We start from the raw sequence: 19,133 nt of genomic DNA, 5'->3' as shown, positions 1-19,133 counted from the left end.
TGAGGCTTGCGCCTCAGGCGTTGTACAGCTGCCCGGCCTCGCGCCGGGCCGCGCCCACGGCGACCAGCTCATCGACCAGCGCTGTCGTCCAGTCTGCGGGTGTCGACTGGGCAAAATGCCGCGCATGCAGCTGCACCAGATAGGGCGTGGCTTCGGTCCAAGCCTGCAGCGCATCCGCGTCGATGTGCTGCCATTCGAGCAGCTTGAACTTGATCAGCACCTTGGCCGCATGGCGCGCATGGCGCAGCGGCGACTGCACAAAGCCCGCAAGCCGCGCGCGCGCTGCGACCAGTGCGCTGCTCACATCGCGAAAGATGGGGCCGTGGCCCGGAATGACGGTCAGCGGCGCGAGCTGCTCTATCAGGTCCAGCGTCGCGCCGACTTCGGCAAACGCATCTTCGCCGTCGAGTTCGGGAAACACCACGCCAAAGCCTTTTTCCCACAGCGCATCGGCCGAAATCAGCAGCCTTGCCGCGGGCTCGAACAGCACCACCGAATGCGAGTCATGGCCGGGCGCCGCATGGATCTGCCAGGGCCGCCCGCCCAGGGAGACTTCGCTGCCCGGCGCCAGCGTGCCGTCGATGCGAAAGCGCGGGCATTGCTGGCCCGTGGGCACATAGCCCAGCGCCTGCGCATCCCAGTCGCGCACCTGGGCCGCCTGGCCCGGCGCGATCGCGGTGTGCACTTCCGGCCAGGCCGCCTGCAGCGCGGCGTTGCCGCCGCAGTGGTCGCTGTGCAGATGGGTGTTGAGGATGCGCGCCAGCGGCTCCCGGCCCAGCGCCGAGCGCACCAGCTCGACGGTCTGTTCGGCATGGATGCAGTAGCCGGTATCGACCAGCGCGGCGCCGTCGCTCCCGGTGAACAGCACGCTGTTCGCCGACAGCCAGCCGCGCTCCAGCACGGTCATTTCCGGCCACAGCGTGCCGGCGGCAGGGGCGCGGCTCACTGCGGGCTGCGCAGTTCGCGCCGCAGTATCTTGCCGACATTGGTCTTGGGCAGGGCGTCGCGGAACTCTATGTACTTGGGACGCTTGTAACCCGTGAGGTTTTCGCTGCAATAGCGCTGCAATGCGTCTTCGTCGAGCGCCTCGCTGCTGCGCACGACGAACAGCTTGATGGCCTCGCCCTGCTTTTCGTCGGGCACGCCTATGGCCGCGCATTCGACCACATGCGGGCACAGCGAGACCACGTTCTCGAGTTCGTTCGGGTAGACGTTGAAGCCGCTGACCAGGATCATGTCCTTCTTGCGGTCGATGAGGCGCACATTGCCCTGGGCATCCATCTGGCCCACGTCGCCGGTGCGCAGATAGCCGTCGTCGGTGAAGGCCCGCGCGGTTTCCTGCGGCTGGTTGTAGTAGCCGGTCATCACGTTCGGGCCCTGGATGCACAGTTCGCCGGGCAGGCCCAGCGGCAGGTTCTGGCCGTTCTCGTCCTTGATGGCGATCGAGATGCCGGGCAGCGGCAGGCCGATGTTGCCGGTGTACTCGGGGTTGGTGACCGGGTTGTTGGTGCCTATGGCGCAGGTCTCGCTCATGCCCCAGCCTTCGATCATGGTGCTGCCCGTGACTTTCTTCCACTCGCGCGCCGTGCCCTCGGAGGCCGCCATGCCGCCGGCCTGGGTCAGGCACAGGCTGGAGAAATCGAGCGCGCGGAACTGCGGGTTCTGCAGCAGCGCATTGAACAGCGTGTTCACGCCGGGCAGCAGATGGAACGGGCGTTTCTTCAGCACGCCGACGAATTTTCCTATGTCACGCGGGTTGGGAATCAGGCTCAGGCTCGAGCCCTGGCGTATGGCCAGCAGGCACAGCGTGAGCGCGAAGATATGGTAGAGCGGCAGCGCCGCGATGCTGTGCAGGTTGCGCCGGTCGGGCAGGCTGGACAGCGCGGGCGCGAACCAGGCCTCGGCCTGCAGCGTCGCGGCGATGATGTTGCGGTGCGTCAGGATCGCGCCCTTGGACAGGCCCGTGGTGCCGCCTGTGTATTGCAGGAACGCAATCGAGTCCAGCGTGGCCGGGCTGGGGCGCAGCGTGCGCTGCGCGCCCAGTGCCAGCGCGTCGGGAAAGGTCGTGACCTGGCGGCCGCCCGTGAGCGCCAGGGTGTAGGGCGGCACCATCTTGGCGAGATGGCGCGCGGCAAAGCGTATCCAGCGGCCGTAGATTGGGCCCAGCAGATCGCCCAGCGAAGTGATGCAGATCTGCTGTATGGGCGTGCGCTCGAGAACGCTGCCCAGCGTATGCGCGAAGTTCTCCAGGATCACGATGGCGCTCGCGCCCGAGTCCTTGAGCTGGTGCTCGAGCTCGCGCGCCGTGTAGAGAGGGTTGACATTGACGCAGGTATAACCCGCGCGCAGCACCGCGGCCATGGTCACGGCGAACTGCGGCACGTTGGGCAGCATGATCGCCACGCGCGCGCCCGGCTCCAGCCCCAGGCCTTGCAACCACGCTCCCAGACGCTGCGACAGCAGGTCGAGATCGCGGTAATGCATCCAGCGGTCCATGCAGACCGAAAACGGCTGATCGGCGTTCTTCTTGAGCGATTCCTCGATCAGCTGCGCCACCGAGCGGTAGGCGCCGGGATCGACATCGTGAGGAACGCCAGCGGGATAGTTCTGCAGCCAGAGAGGATCCATGCGAGTACAGCCTTGAATGTCTGAAGAATCACCTGGCCCGGCAGGCCGCGGTGCGGTCTGTCCATTCTGTCGCCGTCAGCCCAGACTGTCCCCCGGGCTTGTCCTAGGGATTGTCCCGAGAAGGACAGCGGGCGCTGCGCCGACAGGCAAGTGCGTCAGGACATGGTAAACCTGGGCCATGACAAGGACCAAGGCATGAATGCGCGCTGGCAGCGGGCCGCGATTTTGGGCGGATGGATTCTGGCGCTGGCCTGGCTCTGGTGGTCATGGCCGCGCTCGCCCATGCTGGCGCTGGGCGGGGTGCTGGTGCTGCTGCTGTTTCCCGCGTGGAGCATAGGAACGCAATTCGCCTGCCTGCTGCTCGCACCGCGCGGCGCCATGGGGGCGCTGCCGCCCGTGTCGGCGCGCGCGATGCTGCGCGCTTATCTCGCCGAAGTCGGCTGTGCCTATCGCATCTTCGGCTGGCGCCAGCCGTTTCGTACGCAGGCGCTGGCCGATGACCTCGGCGCCCGCGCGGTGGGGGTGGTGCTGGTGCATGGCTATCTTTGCAACCGCGCTTTCTGGCAGCCCTGGCAGCGCATGTTTGCGGCGCACGGCATTTCCTGCATTGCCGTGACGCTCGAGCCCGCCTGGGGATCGATAGACGAATGCGTGCCCGATCTGGACACCGCCGTGCGGCGCATGGAGCAGGCCACCGGCCGCGCGCCGGTGCTCATAGGCCACAGCATGGGAGGTCTGGTGATACGCGCCTGGCTGCGCAGCCGGGGGGCCATGGTCGGCGAAGGCGTGACCGAAGCACAGGCCGCGCGGCGGCTGCAGGCGCTGGTGGCGCGAGTGATCACGCTGGCCACGCCCCACCGCGGCACCTGGATCGCGAATTTCAGCCGCACGCCCAACGGCCGGCAGATGCGCCTGGACAGCGACTGGCTGCGCGCGCTCCTCGCGCGCGAGCCGCAGGCGCTGGCCGCGCACATGACCTGCTGGTATTCGAACTGCGACAACCTGATCATGCCCGCGCTCGCCGCCACCTATCCCGGCGCTGACAACCGGCTGATCGTCGACCAGGCGCATGTGCAGCTGGTGTTCGATCCGCAGCTGATGCAGGAATGCGTGGCGCTGGTGCAGCGCGCCCAGGCCGGCTGCCCGCCGGCGGCCAACTCGGGCAGTGCACACAGCGGGGTGTAGAGCGCAGCGAAGTCGGCTTCGGTCATGCGCGCGCCGGGCCCGCATGAAAAATGCAAAAAAAGCCCATTTCATGCAGTTTTCAAGGGTGATTCGGGGAAACCCTGGGTTTTTTGGCCCATGTCCGTAGAATCCCCGCCATGAGCGCAACGCAAGCAATCGACAAGCTGGACCGGGCCATTCTCCGGCGCCTGCAGGAAAACGGCCGGGAAACCTATGACGTCATCGGCGAGCAGGTCGGGCTTTCGCCCAGCGCCGTGCTGCGCCGCGTCAAGCGGCTCGAAGAAGCGGGCGTGATCGACCGCTATGTCGCATTGGTGCGCCCCGAGACCGTGGGCCTGGGCCTGACCGCCTACCTCAACGTGCGCCTCGAGAAATACACCGAGACCAGCAAGCGCAATCCCATGGACGTGTTTCGCGCGAGCGTGCAGACCTGGCCCGAAGTCGTCGAATGCGCGTCGCTGACCGGCGAAATGGATTATCTGCTGCGCGTCGTGGTCAGCGACATGGCGCATTACAGCCGCTTCATCATGGAAACGCTGCTCAAGCACCCCAGCGTGCAGGACTGCAAGACCAGCTTTGTGCTGGACCGGGTCAAGGCGACAACGGCGGTGCCGGTTTAGTCGGCATCTGTTTTTCCGTTGTCCTCATCTGCCCGGCGAGCCGCGTCAAAGGATGAACAGCCAGTTCTCCAGGCATGAAGACGGGCATTCATGGTGCGACAAGCTCACCACGAACGGTTTCCCATGCATCCCGAGGCCGCCTGGCGAGCCGCGTCAAAGGATGAGCAACCAGTTCTCCAGGCATTAAGACGGGCGTTCATGGTGCGACAAGCGCACCACGAACGGTTTCCCATGCGTCCCGAGCCCGGCCGGCCGCGTCGCAGGATGAACGGCTAACTCTCAAACCCCTGGCGCATGAAAGCGTTGCAAGCTTGCATCGTTCCCATGTTGCACTGCAGCATTCTTCTTGAAGAATCTAGGGTAATCCCCTATATTCGAAGCATGAACGTTTCTATTGACTGGTTGAAGTCTTCCTGGCGCGCGGGCAAGCACATGCTGCGTCCGGTGACCAGTCCATCAATTCGCTTCATCGCCTCGTGCCGTCCTGCCATGGTTCCTATCCGTACCTTGAGTGCGCGCCACCGCAACAGCGTGGGCCGCCATTTGCTCAAGCTCGACACCGCCGACCGCTATCTGCGTTTCGGCTATGCGGCCAGCGACGAGCAGGTGCTGCGCTATGTGCAGCAGCTCGATTTCGAGCGCGACCAGCTTTTCGGCATCTACAACCGGCGCCTCGAGCTGATCGCCATGGCCCATGTCGCCTACGCCCCCCATCCTGAGTACCAGAGCTGCGCCGAGTTCGGCGTGTCCGTGCTCAAGCAGGCACGCGGCAAGGGTCTGGGCAAGCGCCTGTTCGACCATGCGATCGTGCATGCGCGCACCCGTGGCGTGAGCATGATGTTCATCCATGCGCTGTCCGAGAACACCGCGATGCTCAAGATCGCGCGCAAGGCCGGCGCCGTGGTCACGCGCGACGGCTCCGAATCCGAAGCCTATCTGCAGCTGCCGCCCGCGGGCATAGACACGCACATGGAGCAGATGGTCAACGAGCAGTTCGCCGAAGTCGACTACCAGCTCAAGAAGCAGGCCAGGCAGTTCTGGAGCTTCCTGGCGGGCATGCAGGAGATTCGCCAGGGCATGCGCGAAGGCCGCCACAAGGCCGGGGCATAACGCCGGCCATGCGCCGCAACGGCGTGCCCCGCTGCGCAGAGGGCCAGGGCGCCACGGGGATTTCTCGCAAATGCCACACCCCAGGTGCAGGCAATCCGCTATCCTTGCAGCTTGTTCCACTACCGCACGTCCTGCATTCCAAGACAGTGTCAGACCCGCATTCTGCTCGTTCTTCCGAAAAGGAAGACAAGCGCAGTTTTCTGCAAAAAGTCGCTGAATTCATCCATCCCGCTCCCGAGTCGGCCGATGAATTGATCGAAACCCTGGCGGAAGCCGAAGACAATCAAGTCATTGGCGCCGATTCCCGCGTGATGCTCGAACGCGTGATCCGCATGGCCGACATGACGGCCGGCGACGTGATGGTCGCCTCGACCCGCATGGACCTGATCAACATCGACGATCCGTTCGATGTCATCCTGCACCAGGTCATCACCACCGCCCATTCGCGCTTTCCTGTTTACCAGGGCGAGCGCGAAAACATCATCGGCATTCTGCTGGCCAAGGACCTCCTCAAGCTCCAGCGCGCTCCCGAACTGAACCTGCGTGCGCTGCTGCGGCCCGCGGTGTTCATTCCCGAGAGCAAGGGTCTGCACGATCTGCTGCGCGAGTTCCGCGGCAACCGCAGCCATCTGGCGGTCGTCATCGATGAGTTCGGCCGTGTCGCCGGGCTGGTCACGATCGAGGATGTGCTCGAGGAAATCGTCGGCGAGATCGAGGACGAATTCGATATCCCCGAAGACGAAGGCGACATCTTCGCGCTGGCCGACAACAGCTACCGCGTTTCGGGCGATACCTCGGTCGAGCGCGTCGCCGAAGCTTTCGATGTGGTGCTGCAGGCCACCGATCCTGAAGACGATTTCGAGACCATAGGCGGGCTGATCGCGCATGAAATGGGCCATGTGCCCAAGCGTGGCGAATACCTGCAGATGAAGGGCCTGGGCTTCACCGTGCTGCACACCAAGGGCGGCGCCGTGCGCTGGTTCCGCGTGGTGCGCGAGCATGCGCCCGACAGCCTGGTCAGCAACTGAACATCTCCATGGCTTTGTCCTTGCCCGGCCGCGCGGCCATCTGGCTGCGAGCGGCTGTCATGGCCGCAGCGGGCCTGGCCCAGGCGCTGTCCATTGCCTGGCCCGTTGGCGGCAAGCCGCTGTGGTGGCTGCAAATCGTCTCGCTGGCGCTGCTGGCCCATGGCCTGCGTGCCAGCGCGACTCCACGCCGCGCCGCGGCGCTGGGCTTCGTCTTCGCGACCAGTTGGCTCGCGGCCACGTTCTGGTGGCTGTTCATTTCCATGCACACCTACGGCGGCCTGCCCGCGCCGCTGGCGGTGCTGGCTGTGCTCGGGCTGGCAGCCTTTCTGGGCAGCTATTACGCGCTCGCGGCCTGGGCTTTCACGCGTTTCAAGCCATCTGGAGCGCTGGCCTCGGCGCTGCTGTTCGCCGCCTGCTGGACGCTGGCCGAGCTGGCACGCGGCAGTCTTTTTACCGGCTTTCCCTGGGGTGCGGGCGGCTACGCCCATGTCGACGGGCCGCTGTCGGTGCTGCCGCGCTGGCTGGGCGTCTACGGCACGGGCGCGGTCGCGGCCGCGCTGGCCTATGGGCTCGCGGGCCTGCGGGCCGGGCATCTGCGCCAGGCGCGTACCTGGGCGCTGGCGCTGGGCGGCGCGGCGCTGCTCGCCGGCCTGTTCTGGCAGCGTGACTGCGCGCTGCGCGCCTGCCTGGCCCAGGCCCCGGCCGCGCAACCTGGCGCGATCAGCGTGGCGCTGTTGCAGGGCAATATTCCCCAGGATGAGAAATTCGAGCCCGGCAGCGGCGTGCCGCTGGCGCTGGAGTGGTATTCGAGCGCGCTGCGCAGCACCGATGCCCAGCTGGTGGTCGCGCCCGAAACCGCGATTCCGCTGCTGCCCCAGCAGCTGCCGCTCGACTACATGCAGCTACTGCAGCAGCATTTCAGCCAGGGTCCGCAAGCCGCGCTGATCGGCATTCCGCTGGGCAACCCGGTCGAAGGCTATGCGAATGCCGTGATCGGCCTGCTGCCGGGCCAGGCGCCGGTCTACCGCTATGACAAGCACCATCTGGTGCCGTTCGGCGAGTTCATTCCGCCGCTGTTCCGCTGGTTCACCGAAATGATGAACATTCCGCTGGGCGACTTCAATCGCGGCGGTCTGGCCCAGGCGTCGATGGACTGGGCGGGCCAGCGGCTGGCGCCCAATATCTGCTACGAGGATCTGTTCGGCGAGGAAATCGGACTGCGGTTTCGCGATCCGGCCACGGCGCCGACGATCTTTGTCAATGTGAGCAATATCGGCTGGTTCGGCGACAGCGTCGCCATCGACCAGCATCTGGCGATCAGCCGCATGCGTTCGCTCGAGTTCGAGCGGCCCATGCTGCGCGCCACGAATACCGGCGCCACGGTGATCATCGACCACCATGGCGCCGTGACCCAGGCGCTCGCGCCACATGTGCGCGGCGTGCTGACGGGCAGCGTCCAGGGGCGCGACGGAATCACGCCGTTCGCCGGCTGGGTGCGCTGGGCCGGGCAGCTGCCGTTATGGCTGTTGGCCGCGCTGGCAGTGGCCTATGCGGCCTGGCGACAGCGAACGGTCAGCCAGGGCAAGTAGACTGTCGTCTTTTGAAGTTTCTGTGTTCTTTTGCATTTGCAGGGTCTTTGCGGTTATACGGCAGCGCCGTGGGCCGGATAATGCGCGCCTGTGGCGCATGCGAAATGCTGCGAATCACGCGACAACGAAGCGGTGAGTGCACCGCTGTGGAGCAAGTTTGACAATGGCCGATTCCTTTTCCTACCAGCAACTGATCGCCTCCGGCGAGGGCAAGCTGTTCACTCCTGATTCCGGGCGCCTGCCTTTGCCTCCCATGCTGATGTTCGATCGCATCACGCACATCGCCAGCGAAGGCGGCGAGCATGGTCTGGGCAAGATCGTGGCCGAGCTCGACGTGAACCCCGACCTGTGGTTCTTCAAATGCCATTTCCAGGGCGATCCGGTGATGCCGGGCTGCCTGGGCCTCGACGCCATGTGGCAACTGATAGGCTTTTACCTGACCTGGCTGCAATTGCCCGGTCGCGGCCGTGCGCTCGGCGCCGGCGAAGTCAAGTTCACCGGCGAAGTGGGCCCCGACGTCAAGTTGGTGACCTACGAAATCGACATCAAGCGCCTGATCAAGCGCAAACTCAACATGGCCATCGGCGACGCACGCCTGCTGGCCGACGGCAAGCTCATCTATACGGCAACCGACCTGCGCGTGGGTTTGTTCATGCGTGAGGGCAAAACCGAAGGATCCGCAGAATGAAGCGTCGGGTTGTGATTACGGGCACGGGCATTGTCTCGTGCATCGGTAACGACAATGCAACGGTCGAGGCCTCGCTGCGCGAGAGCCGTTCGGGCATACGGGCCATGCCCGAATTCACCGAACTGGGCATGCGCAGCCAGGTGGCCGGCATTCCGCAAATTGATGTCGAGGCATTGATCGACCGCAAGCAGCTGCGTTTCATGGGCGATGCCGCGGCGTATGCGCAAATAGCGCTGACCCAGGCCATCGCCGAGGCCGGACTCACACCCGAGCAGGTTTCCCATCCGCGCACCGGCCTGATCATGGGTTCGGGCGGAGGTTCGCCCGCGAACCAGATCGAAGCCGCGGACACGCTGCGCGAAAAAGGCATTCGCCGCGTCGGCCCCTACCAGGTCACGCGTTGCATGAGCTCCACGGTCTCGGCCTGCCTGTCGACGAATTTCGGCATCAAGGGCATCAACTACTCGATCACCTCGGCCTGCTCGACTTCGGCGCACTGCATCGGCTCCGCGGCCCAGCAGATCGCCTGGGGCATGCAGGACGTGATGTTCGCCGGCGGCGGTGAGGAACTGTCCTGGGGCATGTCGCTGCTGTTCGACGGCATGGGCGCGATGTCCAGCAAGTACAACGCCACGCCCGAGAAGGCCGCGCGCGCCTATGACGCCAACCGCGACGGTTTCGTGATCGCCGGCGGCGGCGGCGCCGTGGTGCTCGAAAGCCTGGAGCATGCGCTGGCGCGCGGCGCCAACATCCTCGGCGAAGTCGTGGGCTTCGGCGCCACGTCGGACGGCGAGGACATGGTCGCTCCTTCGGGCGACGGCGCCATTGCCTGCATGCGCCAGGCCATCGAAGGCCTGGACGGGCCCATCGACTACATCAACACCCATGGCACTTCGACGCCGGTCGGTGATGTGCCCGAACTGCGCGCCATCCGCGAAGTGTTCGGCGAGAACATTCCGCCGTTCTCGTCGACCAAGTCGCTGACCGGCCATTCGCTGGGCGCGACCGGCGTGCAGGAAGCGATCTACTGTCTGCTGATGCTCAACAAGGGCTTCATCGCGGGTTCGGCCAATGTCGAGACGCCCGACCCCGCGGTCGAAGGCATGCCGCTGGTGACCGTCACGCGCGACGCCGAACTGCGCCAGGTGCTGTCGAACAGCTTCGGCTTCGGCGGTACCAATGCGAGCCTGGTGCTCAAGCGCTGGGAAGGCGTATAAGTTCCATTCGCCACCGCCCCGGGGTTGAAAGGCTTCGGGGCGAATCCTCTGCTTCCTTCATTTTTCCCTGAATTTTCTCGCGTGGCGTTGTGCGGCCGGCGCACCCGACGGTGGCTGAATGCTCATGGTGACTGCAATCGCTGCGCGCACGCCGCGTGTGGCACCTGGGCGACTCGGCTGTGATTGCCAATGCATGAAGTTTGAGCGACAAGTGATCAGTGGCCACTTGGGCGCGCTGCCCGCAAGCTCCATTGCAGCAGTGCGTTTCTGCTGTAACTTAATGTGCAGGGCTCGTCCTGCGCTAGGATACAGCGCTCAGTGGATGGCGCGCAGGCATTGCGCGGCATCCGATGCCGGTACAGTCATGGCTGAAGGCAACCCAATAGTCAGACTGAAAGCACTGGCGGCGCCCACCCGCCCGACGCATGTCGTGGCCGACGCCTATGGATTTCCAGAAGCTTTGATTTAATTGATTCGTCGAAAAACAAATTCATGAATAGTCCGCAATCATTAAGTCTTCGGCAAGAGCTATCTTTCGAAAATTTGTCGGATGTATCCCTGGATATCTCCATCGTCACCTACAACTCGTTCAAGTGGCTGGCGAAATTCTTTGATAGCCTGGCTTCGCAGCGCATCCCACTGAAGCAGATTCGGCTCCTTGTTCGTGACAATGGTTCGACGGATGGAAGCATTGCCTGGCTGCAGAACTTCCAGCAGGAGCAGCAGCACAGCTATCTGGAAATTTCTGTGGAAGCCGGCGCCAACGTCGGCTTTGGCAAAGGGCATAACGCCAATCTTGCGAAAGCGCAGAGCCCGTTTTTTCTGGTGACGAATGTCGATCTGGAGTTCGAGCCGGACACGCTGGTGGAGCTGCTGATACAGGCCTGCGCCGACGGTCCGGATGTAGCTCAATGGGAATGCCGCCAGAAACCGTACGAGCATCCTAAGCACTACAACCCGGTCAACGGCGATGTGCTCTGGTGTTCGAGCGCCTGCGCGCTGTTCCGTACCGAGGCGATGCGCAAGGTGGGCGGTTACGAGCCGCTGCTGTTCATGTATGGCGAGGATGTGGAGCTTTCCTATCGTCTGCGCGACAACGGCTACCGTCTGCGCTACGTGCCCAAGGCCACGGTATGGCATTACACCTATGAGGAAGCTGCGCAGGTCAAACCCATGCAGTTTCTGGGCAGCACCTATGCGAACGTGCTGCTGCGCTGCCGCTACGGCAGCCGCCATCAGGTCATTGGCGGTGCAATCATGTACCTGGGGCTGCTGGCCGTGCCGCAGTCCTTTCCAGGCCAGCGCCGGGGCTTGCTGAAGAACGGCCTCAAACTGCTGCGTTCCGCGCCCGTGTTTCTGCGCACGCGCCGCAAGAGCCACCAACCGTTCCCGTTCCGCCTGTGGGACTACGAAATGCCGCGCGAAGGCTCGTTCCACGCCTATCCGGAGAAAACCGGCGACGAGCCCAAGCCACTGGTCAGCGTACTGACCCGCACCACGCCCGGCAAGACCGGCCGCTTGGCCGAGGCCGTGGCCTCGGTCGCGGCGCAGACCTATTCCAACATCCAGCTGGTCGTGGTCGAGGACGGCGGCAACACGGCACAGGCTTTCATGGACGAAGTCCGTGGCTATGGCGTGCTGTCGGAGGTGACCTATCTGCCCTTGCCCAAGATGGGGCGCTGCGCCGCGGGCAATGCCGCGCTGGCAGCGGCGCGCGGCGAGCTGCTGTGCTTTCTGGACGATGACGACCTGTTCTACGCCGACCATCTCGAAGTGCTCGTGGATGCATGGCAAAAGCGCCCCGAACTGGGCGCCGTCTATTCGCTGGCCTACCAAGTGCGCACCGAAGTGATCAGCGCCGAGCCGTGGATCTACCGCGAAATCGAGCACAGCCTGCTCTATCGGCAGCAGTTCAACCGCTACGTCATGTGGCACCACAACTATCTGCCCATCCAGACCGTGCTGTTCAAGCGTTCGCTGTTCGAGCAATACGGCGGCTTCGATCCTGACCTGGAGAATCTGGAGGACTGGAATCTCTGGGTGCGTTACTCCTTGCACCACGATTTCGAGATGGTGCACAAGGTCACGTCGCTGTACCGCGTGCCGGCCAAGGCGGAGATGGCCGTGGGGCGGCAGAAGATGCTCGATGACTACTATGCCAAGGCCCAGGAAAAGCATGCCCAGCTGCGTGCCGACATCAGCCCGGTTGAAGTGCTGTCTGCGGCGCAGCAGTTGTCGCGCGACATCTACGTGACCTTGATTCCCGCAAAGCAGGTGCGCAAGTTCATATTGCAGGTTCCCAGTCTGCGCTGGCTGTACCATCCGTTGAGAAAGTTCGCCTACTACGTGAGACGCGTACGCAACAGATAGGCCGCATAGCGAGGAGACGAAATGGAGACCTGGTTTGCCCCCACCCAGCCGGGCGCGCTGCCTGCTGCGCGCAAGGTGCTGGTGTTGGCGCCCCATCCCGACGACGAGATATTCGGTTGCGGCGGCGCCGTGGCGCTGTATGCCCGGCAGGCCGTGCCGGTGCATGTGCACATACTCACGGATGGTGGCGGCTATGCGCCGGATGCGCAGCGCGAGCAGATCCGCGTCACGCGCCATGAGGAGTCACGCCGGGCGCTGGCCCATCTGGGCGCGGGCATCGACAGCTCATTTGGCACTTACCAGGACCGCGCGCTGCTCAAGGAGAGCAGCCTGATCGCGCATATGGTGACTCTGCTCGAGCAGCACCAGCCCCAGTTGGTGATTGCGCCATCGCCCTGGGAAATCCACCCCGATCACCAGGCTTGCGCACGCGCTGCTGCGGCGGCCGTCAACCAGTGGCGGCGCAGGGCGCAGGCCGATGTGGGACTGATGCTTTATGAGATAGGCAGCCCCTTGAAGACCAATCTGCTGCTCGACATCACCTCCGTCTGGGCGATAAAAGAGCAGGCCATGCAGAGCTTTGCCTCGCAGCTGCAGCAGCAGGACTACATACGTCACGTCAAGGGCTTGAACTCGTACAGAACCTATACCTTGCCGCGCGAAGTGCGCTATGCGGAGGCGTTTCACTATCTGTCGGCCGACGACATGGCCGCGATGGACAGCGGCACCGACCCCGCACCGGCGAGCCGCAATCTTGCCGTGCAGTACCTGGACCGCTGGGTCGAGTCCGCGTTGCAAAGCGCCAGCGTCCATGCCGAAGACCTGCAGCAGGCATTGCTGGCGCAGAAGGAGCACAGCGCCCAGCTGGAACTGCAGCGCGAGCGGCGAGAGCAGCAGCAGGAGCAGGAAAGCCAGCAGCATCAGCAGGAAATCCTGCGATATCAGCAGCAAATGCAGCAGCAAATGCAGCAGCAAATGCAGCAGCAGGCGCGCGAAAGCGAGTTGCAGCGGCAGGAACATATGCGGCTACAGCGTGAAATTCAGCTGCTGCAGCAGCAGGTGCTGGCGTCGGAGGAAGCCTTGCAGCAGCAGCAGCGCGCGCATGAGCAGCAATTGACGCAGACCTTGCAGGTGATCGAGACACTGCATGCCTCCACTTCATGGCGCGTCACGGCCCCGCTGCGGGCCTTGCGCCGCTGGTTCAGGTAAGCGTCAGGCCAGCCGGAACACCGGCAGCGGCGTGCGTGTCACAGGCCGGTCGGGCCCGATGCGCGCATAGAGCGGTCCTGTGCCCAGGCGCGCGATCAGATGGGCGGGGATCTCGGCCTGGGGGCCGCTGCCCAGCCAGCCCACCGCGGGAATGAGCAAGGCCGATGGGCTCAGCTCGAGCAGCCAGCCGCCTTGCCATGCAGCCGGCACATCAAGCACCGGGCAGGCCTTGTCATGTTCCTGGCAAGCCAGGGGCGCGGCCAGCGCAGGGCGCTGCATGCCGCGCGCCATTCTTTGCTGCCATGCGCCACGCCCGGCGAAATGCTTGTCGATATAGATCTGCTTGGATTTCTCCATGAAATCCACCTTGGCCGACGTGTGCTCCCATTCATGCAGCACATAGGCATCGGTCACCATACCCAGCTGCCAGCCCGCACGTTGGAGGCGCCAGCACAGATCCGAATCCTCGTAGTACATGAAAAACGCCGGATCGAACACGCCGCCGTCCTGCAGCGCTGCCGAGCGGCGCAGCAGCATCGCTCCGCCCGAAAGCGCGCGCTGGGCAACGACTTGCGCGCTGCCCGGCTGCCATACGCGCAAGGCCAGATTGCGGTAGGCGTTCGACATCCTTGCCGCGACCGCGTGGCTGCGCCATGCCTGCTCTATGCACCACATCTCGATTCCTGTCGGCAGCCAGGCCGGAGGCAGGCGGAAGCGGCCCGAGGACTCCCACAGCTGGGCGGGACTGACGGCGGCCAGCTCAGGCATGCGCTCGAGGGCGGCCTGAAGCTTTGCCATGCAGCCCGGCAGCACCTGGGTGTCGGGGTTGAGCAGCATGATGAATTCCGCCTGCGTGCTCGCAATGCCTGTATTGCAGGCCGCGCCGAAGCCGGTGTTGCCGGCATTGGTGATGACCTTGACGCGCGGGTCCAGCACCTGGCGCAACCGCCGGTTTTCATCTGCATTCACGCTGTTGTCGACAACGATGACTTCCATGCCGGGGCTGTCGCGCAGCAGGCTCTCGGCGGCTGACTGGACGAGGCGGTGGCCGAAATAGTTGACGATGATGCTGGCTATCATGGAATCAAAAGATGGAATATCGGCTCTGAAGCGTGCTCAGCAGCGAGAAGGCGCTGAACGCGAAGAATGCGCCCAGCAGTAATTGAGCGGCCAACGACAAAGCGCGCGACCGGACGTCGAACAGGCCGTGCAACGCATAGGCCAGCAGCAGGAAAGGAACAATGAAATATCTTCCCTGAATACCGTGCACGATGGTTGCGGGATGCGGCGTCCAGGAAATGAGCAGTGCGGTAAAGATGGCCAGCACCGACAGCAGCGCCGTGGCCGCCAGCGAAGATCGTGCGATGGCGTGGTTTGCCTTGTTGAACGGTGCAAATGCGTTCAGCAGCGCAAACAGTATCAGGCATGTACCGAAGACCGAGTAATGCCACAGGGTCAGGTTGGTATCAAGCCAGCCCAGTTTCCCGATGAACGACTGAAAGTAGAAGTTCATCATTTCGCTGTTGGTGACGGTATTGAACAATACCTGGGCGAAGTCCACAGGGTGGATAACGTAATACCGCAGTGCTTCCAGCGACGAGATATCGCGCGGAATTCTGTTGTCCACGGTGGTTTTGATGGAAAAGACGATCCAGAACAGCGTGAAGCAGGAGGCGAAAAGACCCAGGCCCAGGTATTTGCGATTCTTCTGCTGCCATCCAATGATGAACAGCAGCAGCAAAAGCGGCGCCAGATGAATCCGCGTGGTCGCGATCAGTACCAGCAGGCAGGCCAGCAGATAGAACGTTGCGGGGCGCTGGGGCTTTGACTGGAAGGCGAAGAACAGGCTCACGGCCACCAGGCTCAGGCTGGTGGTGATGCCGTCCAGCGTGGGCGAAAGCAGTTGAAAGACGCCCATGGGCAGCAACAGGATACCCAGCGCCAGTGTGCCAGGGCTGTGCAGCGAGAAAGCGACCAGCATCAGGGCGATGGCGATCGCCATGACGAAAATTCGCGCCAGGTAATAGGTGTGGTGAATGGATAGCTGGGCCAGTTCTCCGGCCTTGATCGCCATCGCATGCGGCAGATAGATCAAGGGCAGATAGAAGCCGGTTCCCGGAATTTCCATGAAGGACCGGTTTTCTGCGCCGCTCCAGGCAAGACTCCTGAGCCTCTGCTTTTCCTGCGGCGACAGCCGGAAGTCCGGGCGGCCGGAAAGCTGCATGTGTCCCTGGATGAAATCGCGCAGCCCGTCATCCACGTAGCCGCCCGACATCTTTCCCGGCGCAGTGGTCAGCAGCCAGTCGCCTTGCGCAACCAGATAGGCCTTGGCGATATGCTGGTTCTCATCCGGGGACTGCATGGGCGGGATGAAATACGAGCCACCGACAGCCAGCAGGAGAATGATGAGGTATTTGATGAAAAAGCGGGAGTCAAACATTCTCATGCGTTGCTGCCCAGCAGGGACACGTAGATTCCCGATGCAATCAGAACCGCTCCGACGAAGCTGTGCCAGCTGATGCTTTCACCCAGAAAGAAGTGCGCGAGCACGGGCACGATGAAGAAGGCGCAGCCCACGAAAGGGTAGGCGAGCTTGAGCGGAACCTGGCGCAGCAGCAATATCCAGAACAGCGTGGAGATGCCGTAGACGACCAGTGCAATCCACAGGTGCGTGTTTCTCAAGGCCAGCATCACGATGGAGCCGTCGCCGTGGAGATTCTGCGCCGCGAGCTTGAAAAGAATCTGGCCTGTGGACAGGCCGATCACGGTCAATATTGCAAGAATGATGGATTGCAGACTCATGGTGGTTTTTCTTGCCGCTTGTTCAACCGCGCTGAATCGCGCGCGGTCACAGATTCTGCTGAATCGCGCGCGACGGCACGTTGGAGACGTCGAAGGTCACGAAGGCCAGTAGCATCTGCAGGCCCATGATGGTCGGCAGGGCCGCGAGCATCACGGTGCCCGAAGGCGCCAGCGTTCCCGTGGAAAGCGTATGCGCCCACTGCGTGAGTCCATAGCAGATGCCGAAGCCGAAAAAGAGAATTCCCAGCAGCAGTTCGAGCGATGCCGCCGTCATGTCGCGCAGGAAGTAGTTGTAGAAGATTCTCTTCACGGAGTTCTTGATGTGCTTTGCCGTGAACTCCAGGAAAATATCCTTGATTTTCAGATTGCTTTTTTCATCGGCATATACCGCGTTCATGGGGATGTCCATGACGCAGGCACGAATGATGTTCAGCCGGAACAGCATATCGGTCTCGAAAAAATAGCGGTTGCTGATTTTCTGCAGCGGCAGATGGTTGATCAGCTTGACATGGATGGCGGTATATCCATTGGTGACATCGAATAGGTTCCAGTAGCCGGTGGAAAATTTCGCCACCATGGACAGCATCGCATTGCCGAACAGCCGAACGCCCGGCATGTTGCGGATCTTCTCCAGGTTGTAGAACCGGTTGCCTTTGGTGTAGTCCGCGTCCCCATTCAAAATGGGTTTGACGAACTGGGCAATCAGCTTCGGATCCATCTGGCCGTCGCCATCGATCTTCACGACGATGTCCATGCCTTCTTCGGCGGCCTGCCTGTAGCCGGTCTTCACGGCCCCGCCCACGCCCTGGTTTTCTGTATGCCAAAGAATATGCACGCGTGGATCGGTGCAGCTTTCCTGCACCAGGCGGCCGCTGCCTTCGGGGCAGGCGTCATCGACGACATAGATGCGCGCAACCTCGGGGCCTATGGCCGCGATCACGCCCAGAATGTGCCGGGTGACGCGATAGCACGGAATGACGACGGCAATCATGTTTCTGTCCTCGGCTCAGCAATTTTGGGCATGGCGGGCAGCAGGTCACTGGCCCACCAGCCGCCTGGATTGGCCATGATCTGCTGCGTGAAGAAATCGTAGATGCGCTCTATGGTCTGCGGGTCATGGGCGGGGCCGGGAGGGCAGAACACCATCCTGTAATGCCCCTTGCGCACCGGCACGCAGATGAAGCCGCCGATGTCGCTGTCCGTGCGCTGCGCCAGCCGCAGGCAGCCGCCGGCAATCGTTCTGGTGCCGCCCAGAAACCGCACCGTCATGGATGCGCCGTTGGGCAGCACGGGCGCATCGCCCAGCATCATCAGGATCTCGCGGCGCTTGAGCATGTCGTAGAACGGGCGCAGGCCGGCTTCCATTTCCACGACCTTGCCGCCGTTGAGGTACTGCTCCATGTCCTGGTACTTGGCGCTGAAGTGCTCACGCACGGCCTTGTCGACGCGCGGATCCTGGGTCACCGCGGACGTCATGATGTTGACGCTTTCGCCGCAGCGCGCGAGAAAGCTGGTGCCGAGGAAAAAGCTCTCGAAATGCGCAGTCAGCATGATCAGCCCGCGGCCGCGGTTGCGGCACAGGTCGAGCGCGTCGGGCGGATCGAACTCGCAGGTCAGCTCCAGGCCCCGGCCCGCGGCCAGCAGGCGGGCCTCGAACTCGTCCATGGCTTCGGACACAAAACGCTGGCTGCGCCAGTGGTCGAGCTGTTTCTCGGACGCCTCGGGAGCGAGTTCCTGATAGGCCGTGCGGCTTTGCTTCCAGATGTGCCGGAAGCCCAGGGCCATCGAGCGCCAGTCGCGTCCGGTCGCTCCATTGAGCGCGCCGCGCCATTGGGCCAGCGTATAGCCGAGTCCGAGAGGCAGGCGCGCCATCATCGGCAGCGCATGCGCGAAGTCCAGGTGGTGCAGCCAGCGGGCCGCTTTCCATTGGTAGGGCTTCACGGTGTGCTCATGCTGGCCGCCAGCGCGGCGATATCGCCCGGGCGGTGGATGTCGAAGCAGGGGGTCTTGATCGGCAGGCGGTGGGCCCACTTCTGCTCGAAGGCATGGCCGTTGTTTTTCACGCGCTCGATCAGGCCGGGCGGCATCTCGCCCTGCGCGGGCGTGTCGGACCAATGCTCGCAATACGCGTCCAGCGCGGCGGCGCACATGCCCGCTGCCTGCGCCTGCAGCACCAGGTCGGTCGCATAGAAGTCAAAACCCATGGCCGGGTCCATGCGCAGGCCCGAATCCACGCGCACGGCGACCAGCAACTCGTCGAGGCTGTCGACCAGGCAGGGCAGGGCCGCGGGTTCCTTGAGCAACTGGCCGCGGTCCAGCACATGGCCGGCGCGCACGCTCTGTTCTCCCACGCCGCGCACGCCATACAGGCCGGCCACGGCCAGCGTGGGCCACTGCGCGCAGGCCTCGCCCAGCGCCCGGCGGAAAAGCTGGTCCCAGCCCGGCGGGAAATGCACATCCTGGTGCACCCAGACCAGCCAGTCGCTGCCTTGCGCCGCCTGGGCGTCCATCGCCGGGTTGAAAGCCGCGGCTGCGGACGGGCTGTTGAAGCAGGCCGACCAGGGCAGGCCGCCGCGCTGCATGCACTCGGACTGTGCCAAGCGCTGCTGCAGCACATCGATGCGGCTCACGCTCGTGACGACGGCAATGGATGGAAGGTGGGAAGGCCTGGACATGGTGTTCATGGA

Annotated in this window: 17 protein-coding genes; 9 read left to right on the top strand and 8 right to left on the bottom strand. The window is 63.6% G+C overall.

What is annotated here, in order from left to right; translation table 11 throughout:
* Window positions 1–13 precede the first annotated feature (13 nt).
* Both ACSVDO_RS18795 and ACSVDO_RS18790 read right to left on the bottom strand, forming a co-directional pair.
* The gene (locus tag ACSVDO_RS18795) at window positions 14–907 is read right to left on the bottom strand and encodes an MBL fold metallo-hydrolase (protein ID WP_489596438.1); all 894 of its coding nucleotides are present in this window, start codon (window positions 905–907) and stop codon (window positions 14–16) included.
* A 35-nt stretch (window positions 908–942) separates the two neighbouring features.
* A complete protein-coding gene (locus tag ACSVDO_RS18790; RefSeq protein ID WP_332539462.1) occupies window positions 943–2,628 on the bottom strand; it encodes an AMP-binding protein in 1,686 nt (561 codons plus the stop codon).
* 195 nt (window positions 2,629–2,823) lie between these two features.
* Between ACSVDO_RS18790 and ACSVDO_RS18785 the strand changes: the two genes are divergently transcribed.
* The 9 genes from ACSVDO_RS18785 to ACSVDO_RS18745 all read left to right on the top strand — a co-directional run bounded on the left by ACSVDO_RS18785 (window position 2,824) and on the right by ACSVDO_RS18745 (window position 13,644).
* A complete protein-coding gene (locus ACSVDO_RS18785) occupies window positions 2,824–3,813 on the top strand; it encodes an esterase/lipase family protein (protein WP_489593993.1) in 990 nt (329 codons plus the stop codon).
* Window positions 3,814–3,950: 137 nt separating this feature from the next.
* Window positions 3,951–4,433, top strand: a complete 483-nt coding sequence (locus ACSVDO_RS18780) for an Lrp/AsnC family transcriptional regulator (protein ID WP_332539466.1) — start codon at window positions 3,951–3,953, stop codon at window positions 4,431–4,433.
* A 381-nt stretch (window positions 4,434–4,814) separates the two neighbouring features.
* On the top strand, window positions 4,815–5,543 hold the full coding sequence (locus ACSVDO_RS18775) for a GNAT family N-acetyltransferase (protein ID WP_332539467.1): 729 nt from the start codon (window positions 4,815–4,817) through the stop codon (window positions 5,541–5,543).
* A gap of 146 nt (window positions 5,544–5,689) precedes the next feature.
* Window positions 5,690–6,571 carry a CorC family transporter gene (locus ACSVDO_RS18770; RefSeq protein ID WP_332539468.1) on the top strand — a complete coding sequence of 294 codons (882 nt, stop codon included), beginning with the start codon at window positions 5,690–5,692 and terminating at the stop codon, window positions 6,569–6,571.
* An 8-nt stretch (window positions 6,572–6,579) separates the two neighbouring features.
* Window positions 6,580–8,160, top strand: coding sequence for an apolipoprotein N-acyltransferase (gene lnt / locus ACSVDO_RS18765; protein ID WP_489593990.1), 1,581 nt, complete (start codon window positions 6,580–6,582; stop codon window positions 8,158–8,160).
* A 163-nt stretch (window positions 8,161–8,323) separates the two neighbouring features.
* Window positions 8,324–8,848: a bifunctional 3-hydroxydecanoyl-ACP dehydratase/trans-2-decenoyl-ACP isomerase gene (gene fabA / locus ACSVDO_RS18760; protein WP_159913106.1), complete on the top strand. Its 525-nt coding sequence runs from the start codon at window positions 8,324–8,326 to the stop codon at window positions 8,846–8,848.
* Complete coding sequence (gene fabB / locus ACSVDO_RS18755) at window positions 8,845–10,065, top strand: beta-ketoacyl-ACP synthase I (RefSeq protein ID WP_489593987.1); 1,221 nt, start codon at window positions 8,845–8,847, stop codon at window positions 10,063–10,065. Before fabA ends, fabB begins: the two co-directional genes overlap by 4 nt.
* Before the next feature lie 492 nt (window positions 10,066–10,557).
* Entirely contained in the window at window positions 10,558–12,435 is a 1,878-nt protein-coding gene (locus ACSVDO_RS18750) for a glycosyltransferase family 2 protein (protein WP_489593985.1), read from the top strand.
* A 21-nt stretch (window positions 12,436–12,456) separates the two neighbouring features.
* Entirely contained in the window at window positions 12,457–13,644 is a 1,188-nt protein-coding gene (locus tag ACSVDO_RS18745; protein WP_489593983.1) for a PIG-L deacetylase family protein, read from the top strand.
* Between the two features lie 3 nt (window positions 13,645–13,647).
* Here ACSVDO_RS18745 and ACSVDO_RS18740 read toward each other — a convergent pair whose 3' ends face one another.
* The 6 genes from ACSVDO_RS18740 to ACSVDO_RS18715 are packed head-to-tail and all read right to left on the bottom strand — an operon-like array spanning window position 13,648 to window position 19,130.
* Window positions 13,648–14,724 carry a glycosyltransferase family 2 protein gene (locus ACSVDO_RS18740; RefSeq protein ID WP_489593982.1) on the bottom strand — a complete coding sequence of 359 codons (1,077 nt, stop codon included), beginning with the start codon at window positions 14,722–14,724 and terminating at the stop codon, window positions 13,648–13,650.
* Between the two features lie 4 nt (window positions 14,725–14,728).
* On the bottom strand, window positions 14,729–16,084 hold the full coding sequence (locus tag ACSVDO_RS18735; protein ID WP_489593980.1) for a DUF2142 domain-containing protein: 1,356 nt from the start codon (window positions 16,082–16,084) through the stop codon (window positions 14,729–14,731).
* Between the two features lie 2 nt (window positions 16,085–16,086).
* The gene (locus tag ACSVDO_RS18730; RefSeq protein WP_489593979.1) at window positions 16,087–16,446 is read right to left on the bottom strand and encodes a DMT family transporter; all 360 of its coding nucleotides are present in this window, start codon (window positions 16,444–16,446) and stop codon (window positions 16,087–16,089) included.
* A 46-nt stretch (window positions 16,447–16,492) separates the two neighbouring features.
* Window positions 16,493–17,437 carry a glycosyltransferase family 2 protein gene (locus tag ACSVDO_RS18725; RefSeq protein WP_489593978.1) on the bottom strand — a complete coding sequence of 315 codons (945 nt, stop codon included), beginning with the start codon at window positions 17,435–17,437 and terminating at the stop codon, window positions 16,493–16,495.
* On the bottom strand, window positions 17,434–18,387 hold the full coding sequence (locus ACSVDO_RS18720) for an LpxL/LpxP family acyltransferase (protein ID WP_489593976.1): 954 nt from the start codon (window positions 18,385–18,387) through the stop codon (window positions 17,434–17,436). The genes ACSVDO_RS18725 and ACSVDO_RS18720 overlap by 4 nt, the downstream gene beginning before the upstream one ends.
* Window positions 18,384–19,130, bottom strand: coding sequence for a hypothetical protein (locus ACSVDO_RS18715; protein WP_332549651.1), 747 nt, complete (start codon window positions 19,128–19,130; stop codon window positions 18,384–18,386). Before ACSVDO_RS18715 ends, ACSVDO_RS18720 begins: the two co-directional genes overlap by 4 nt.
* Window positions 19,131–19,133 lie beyond the last annotated feature (3 nt).

Source organism: Comamonas sp. DB36 (assembly GCF_057914905.1).
The sequence above is the reverse complement of the archived record's forward strand: the minus strand, read 5'-3'. Positions and strand labels throughout refer to the sequence as shown.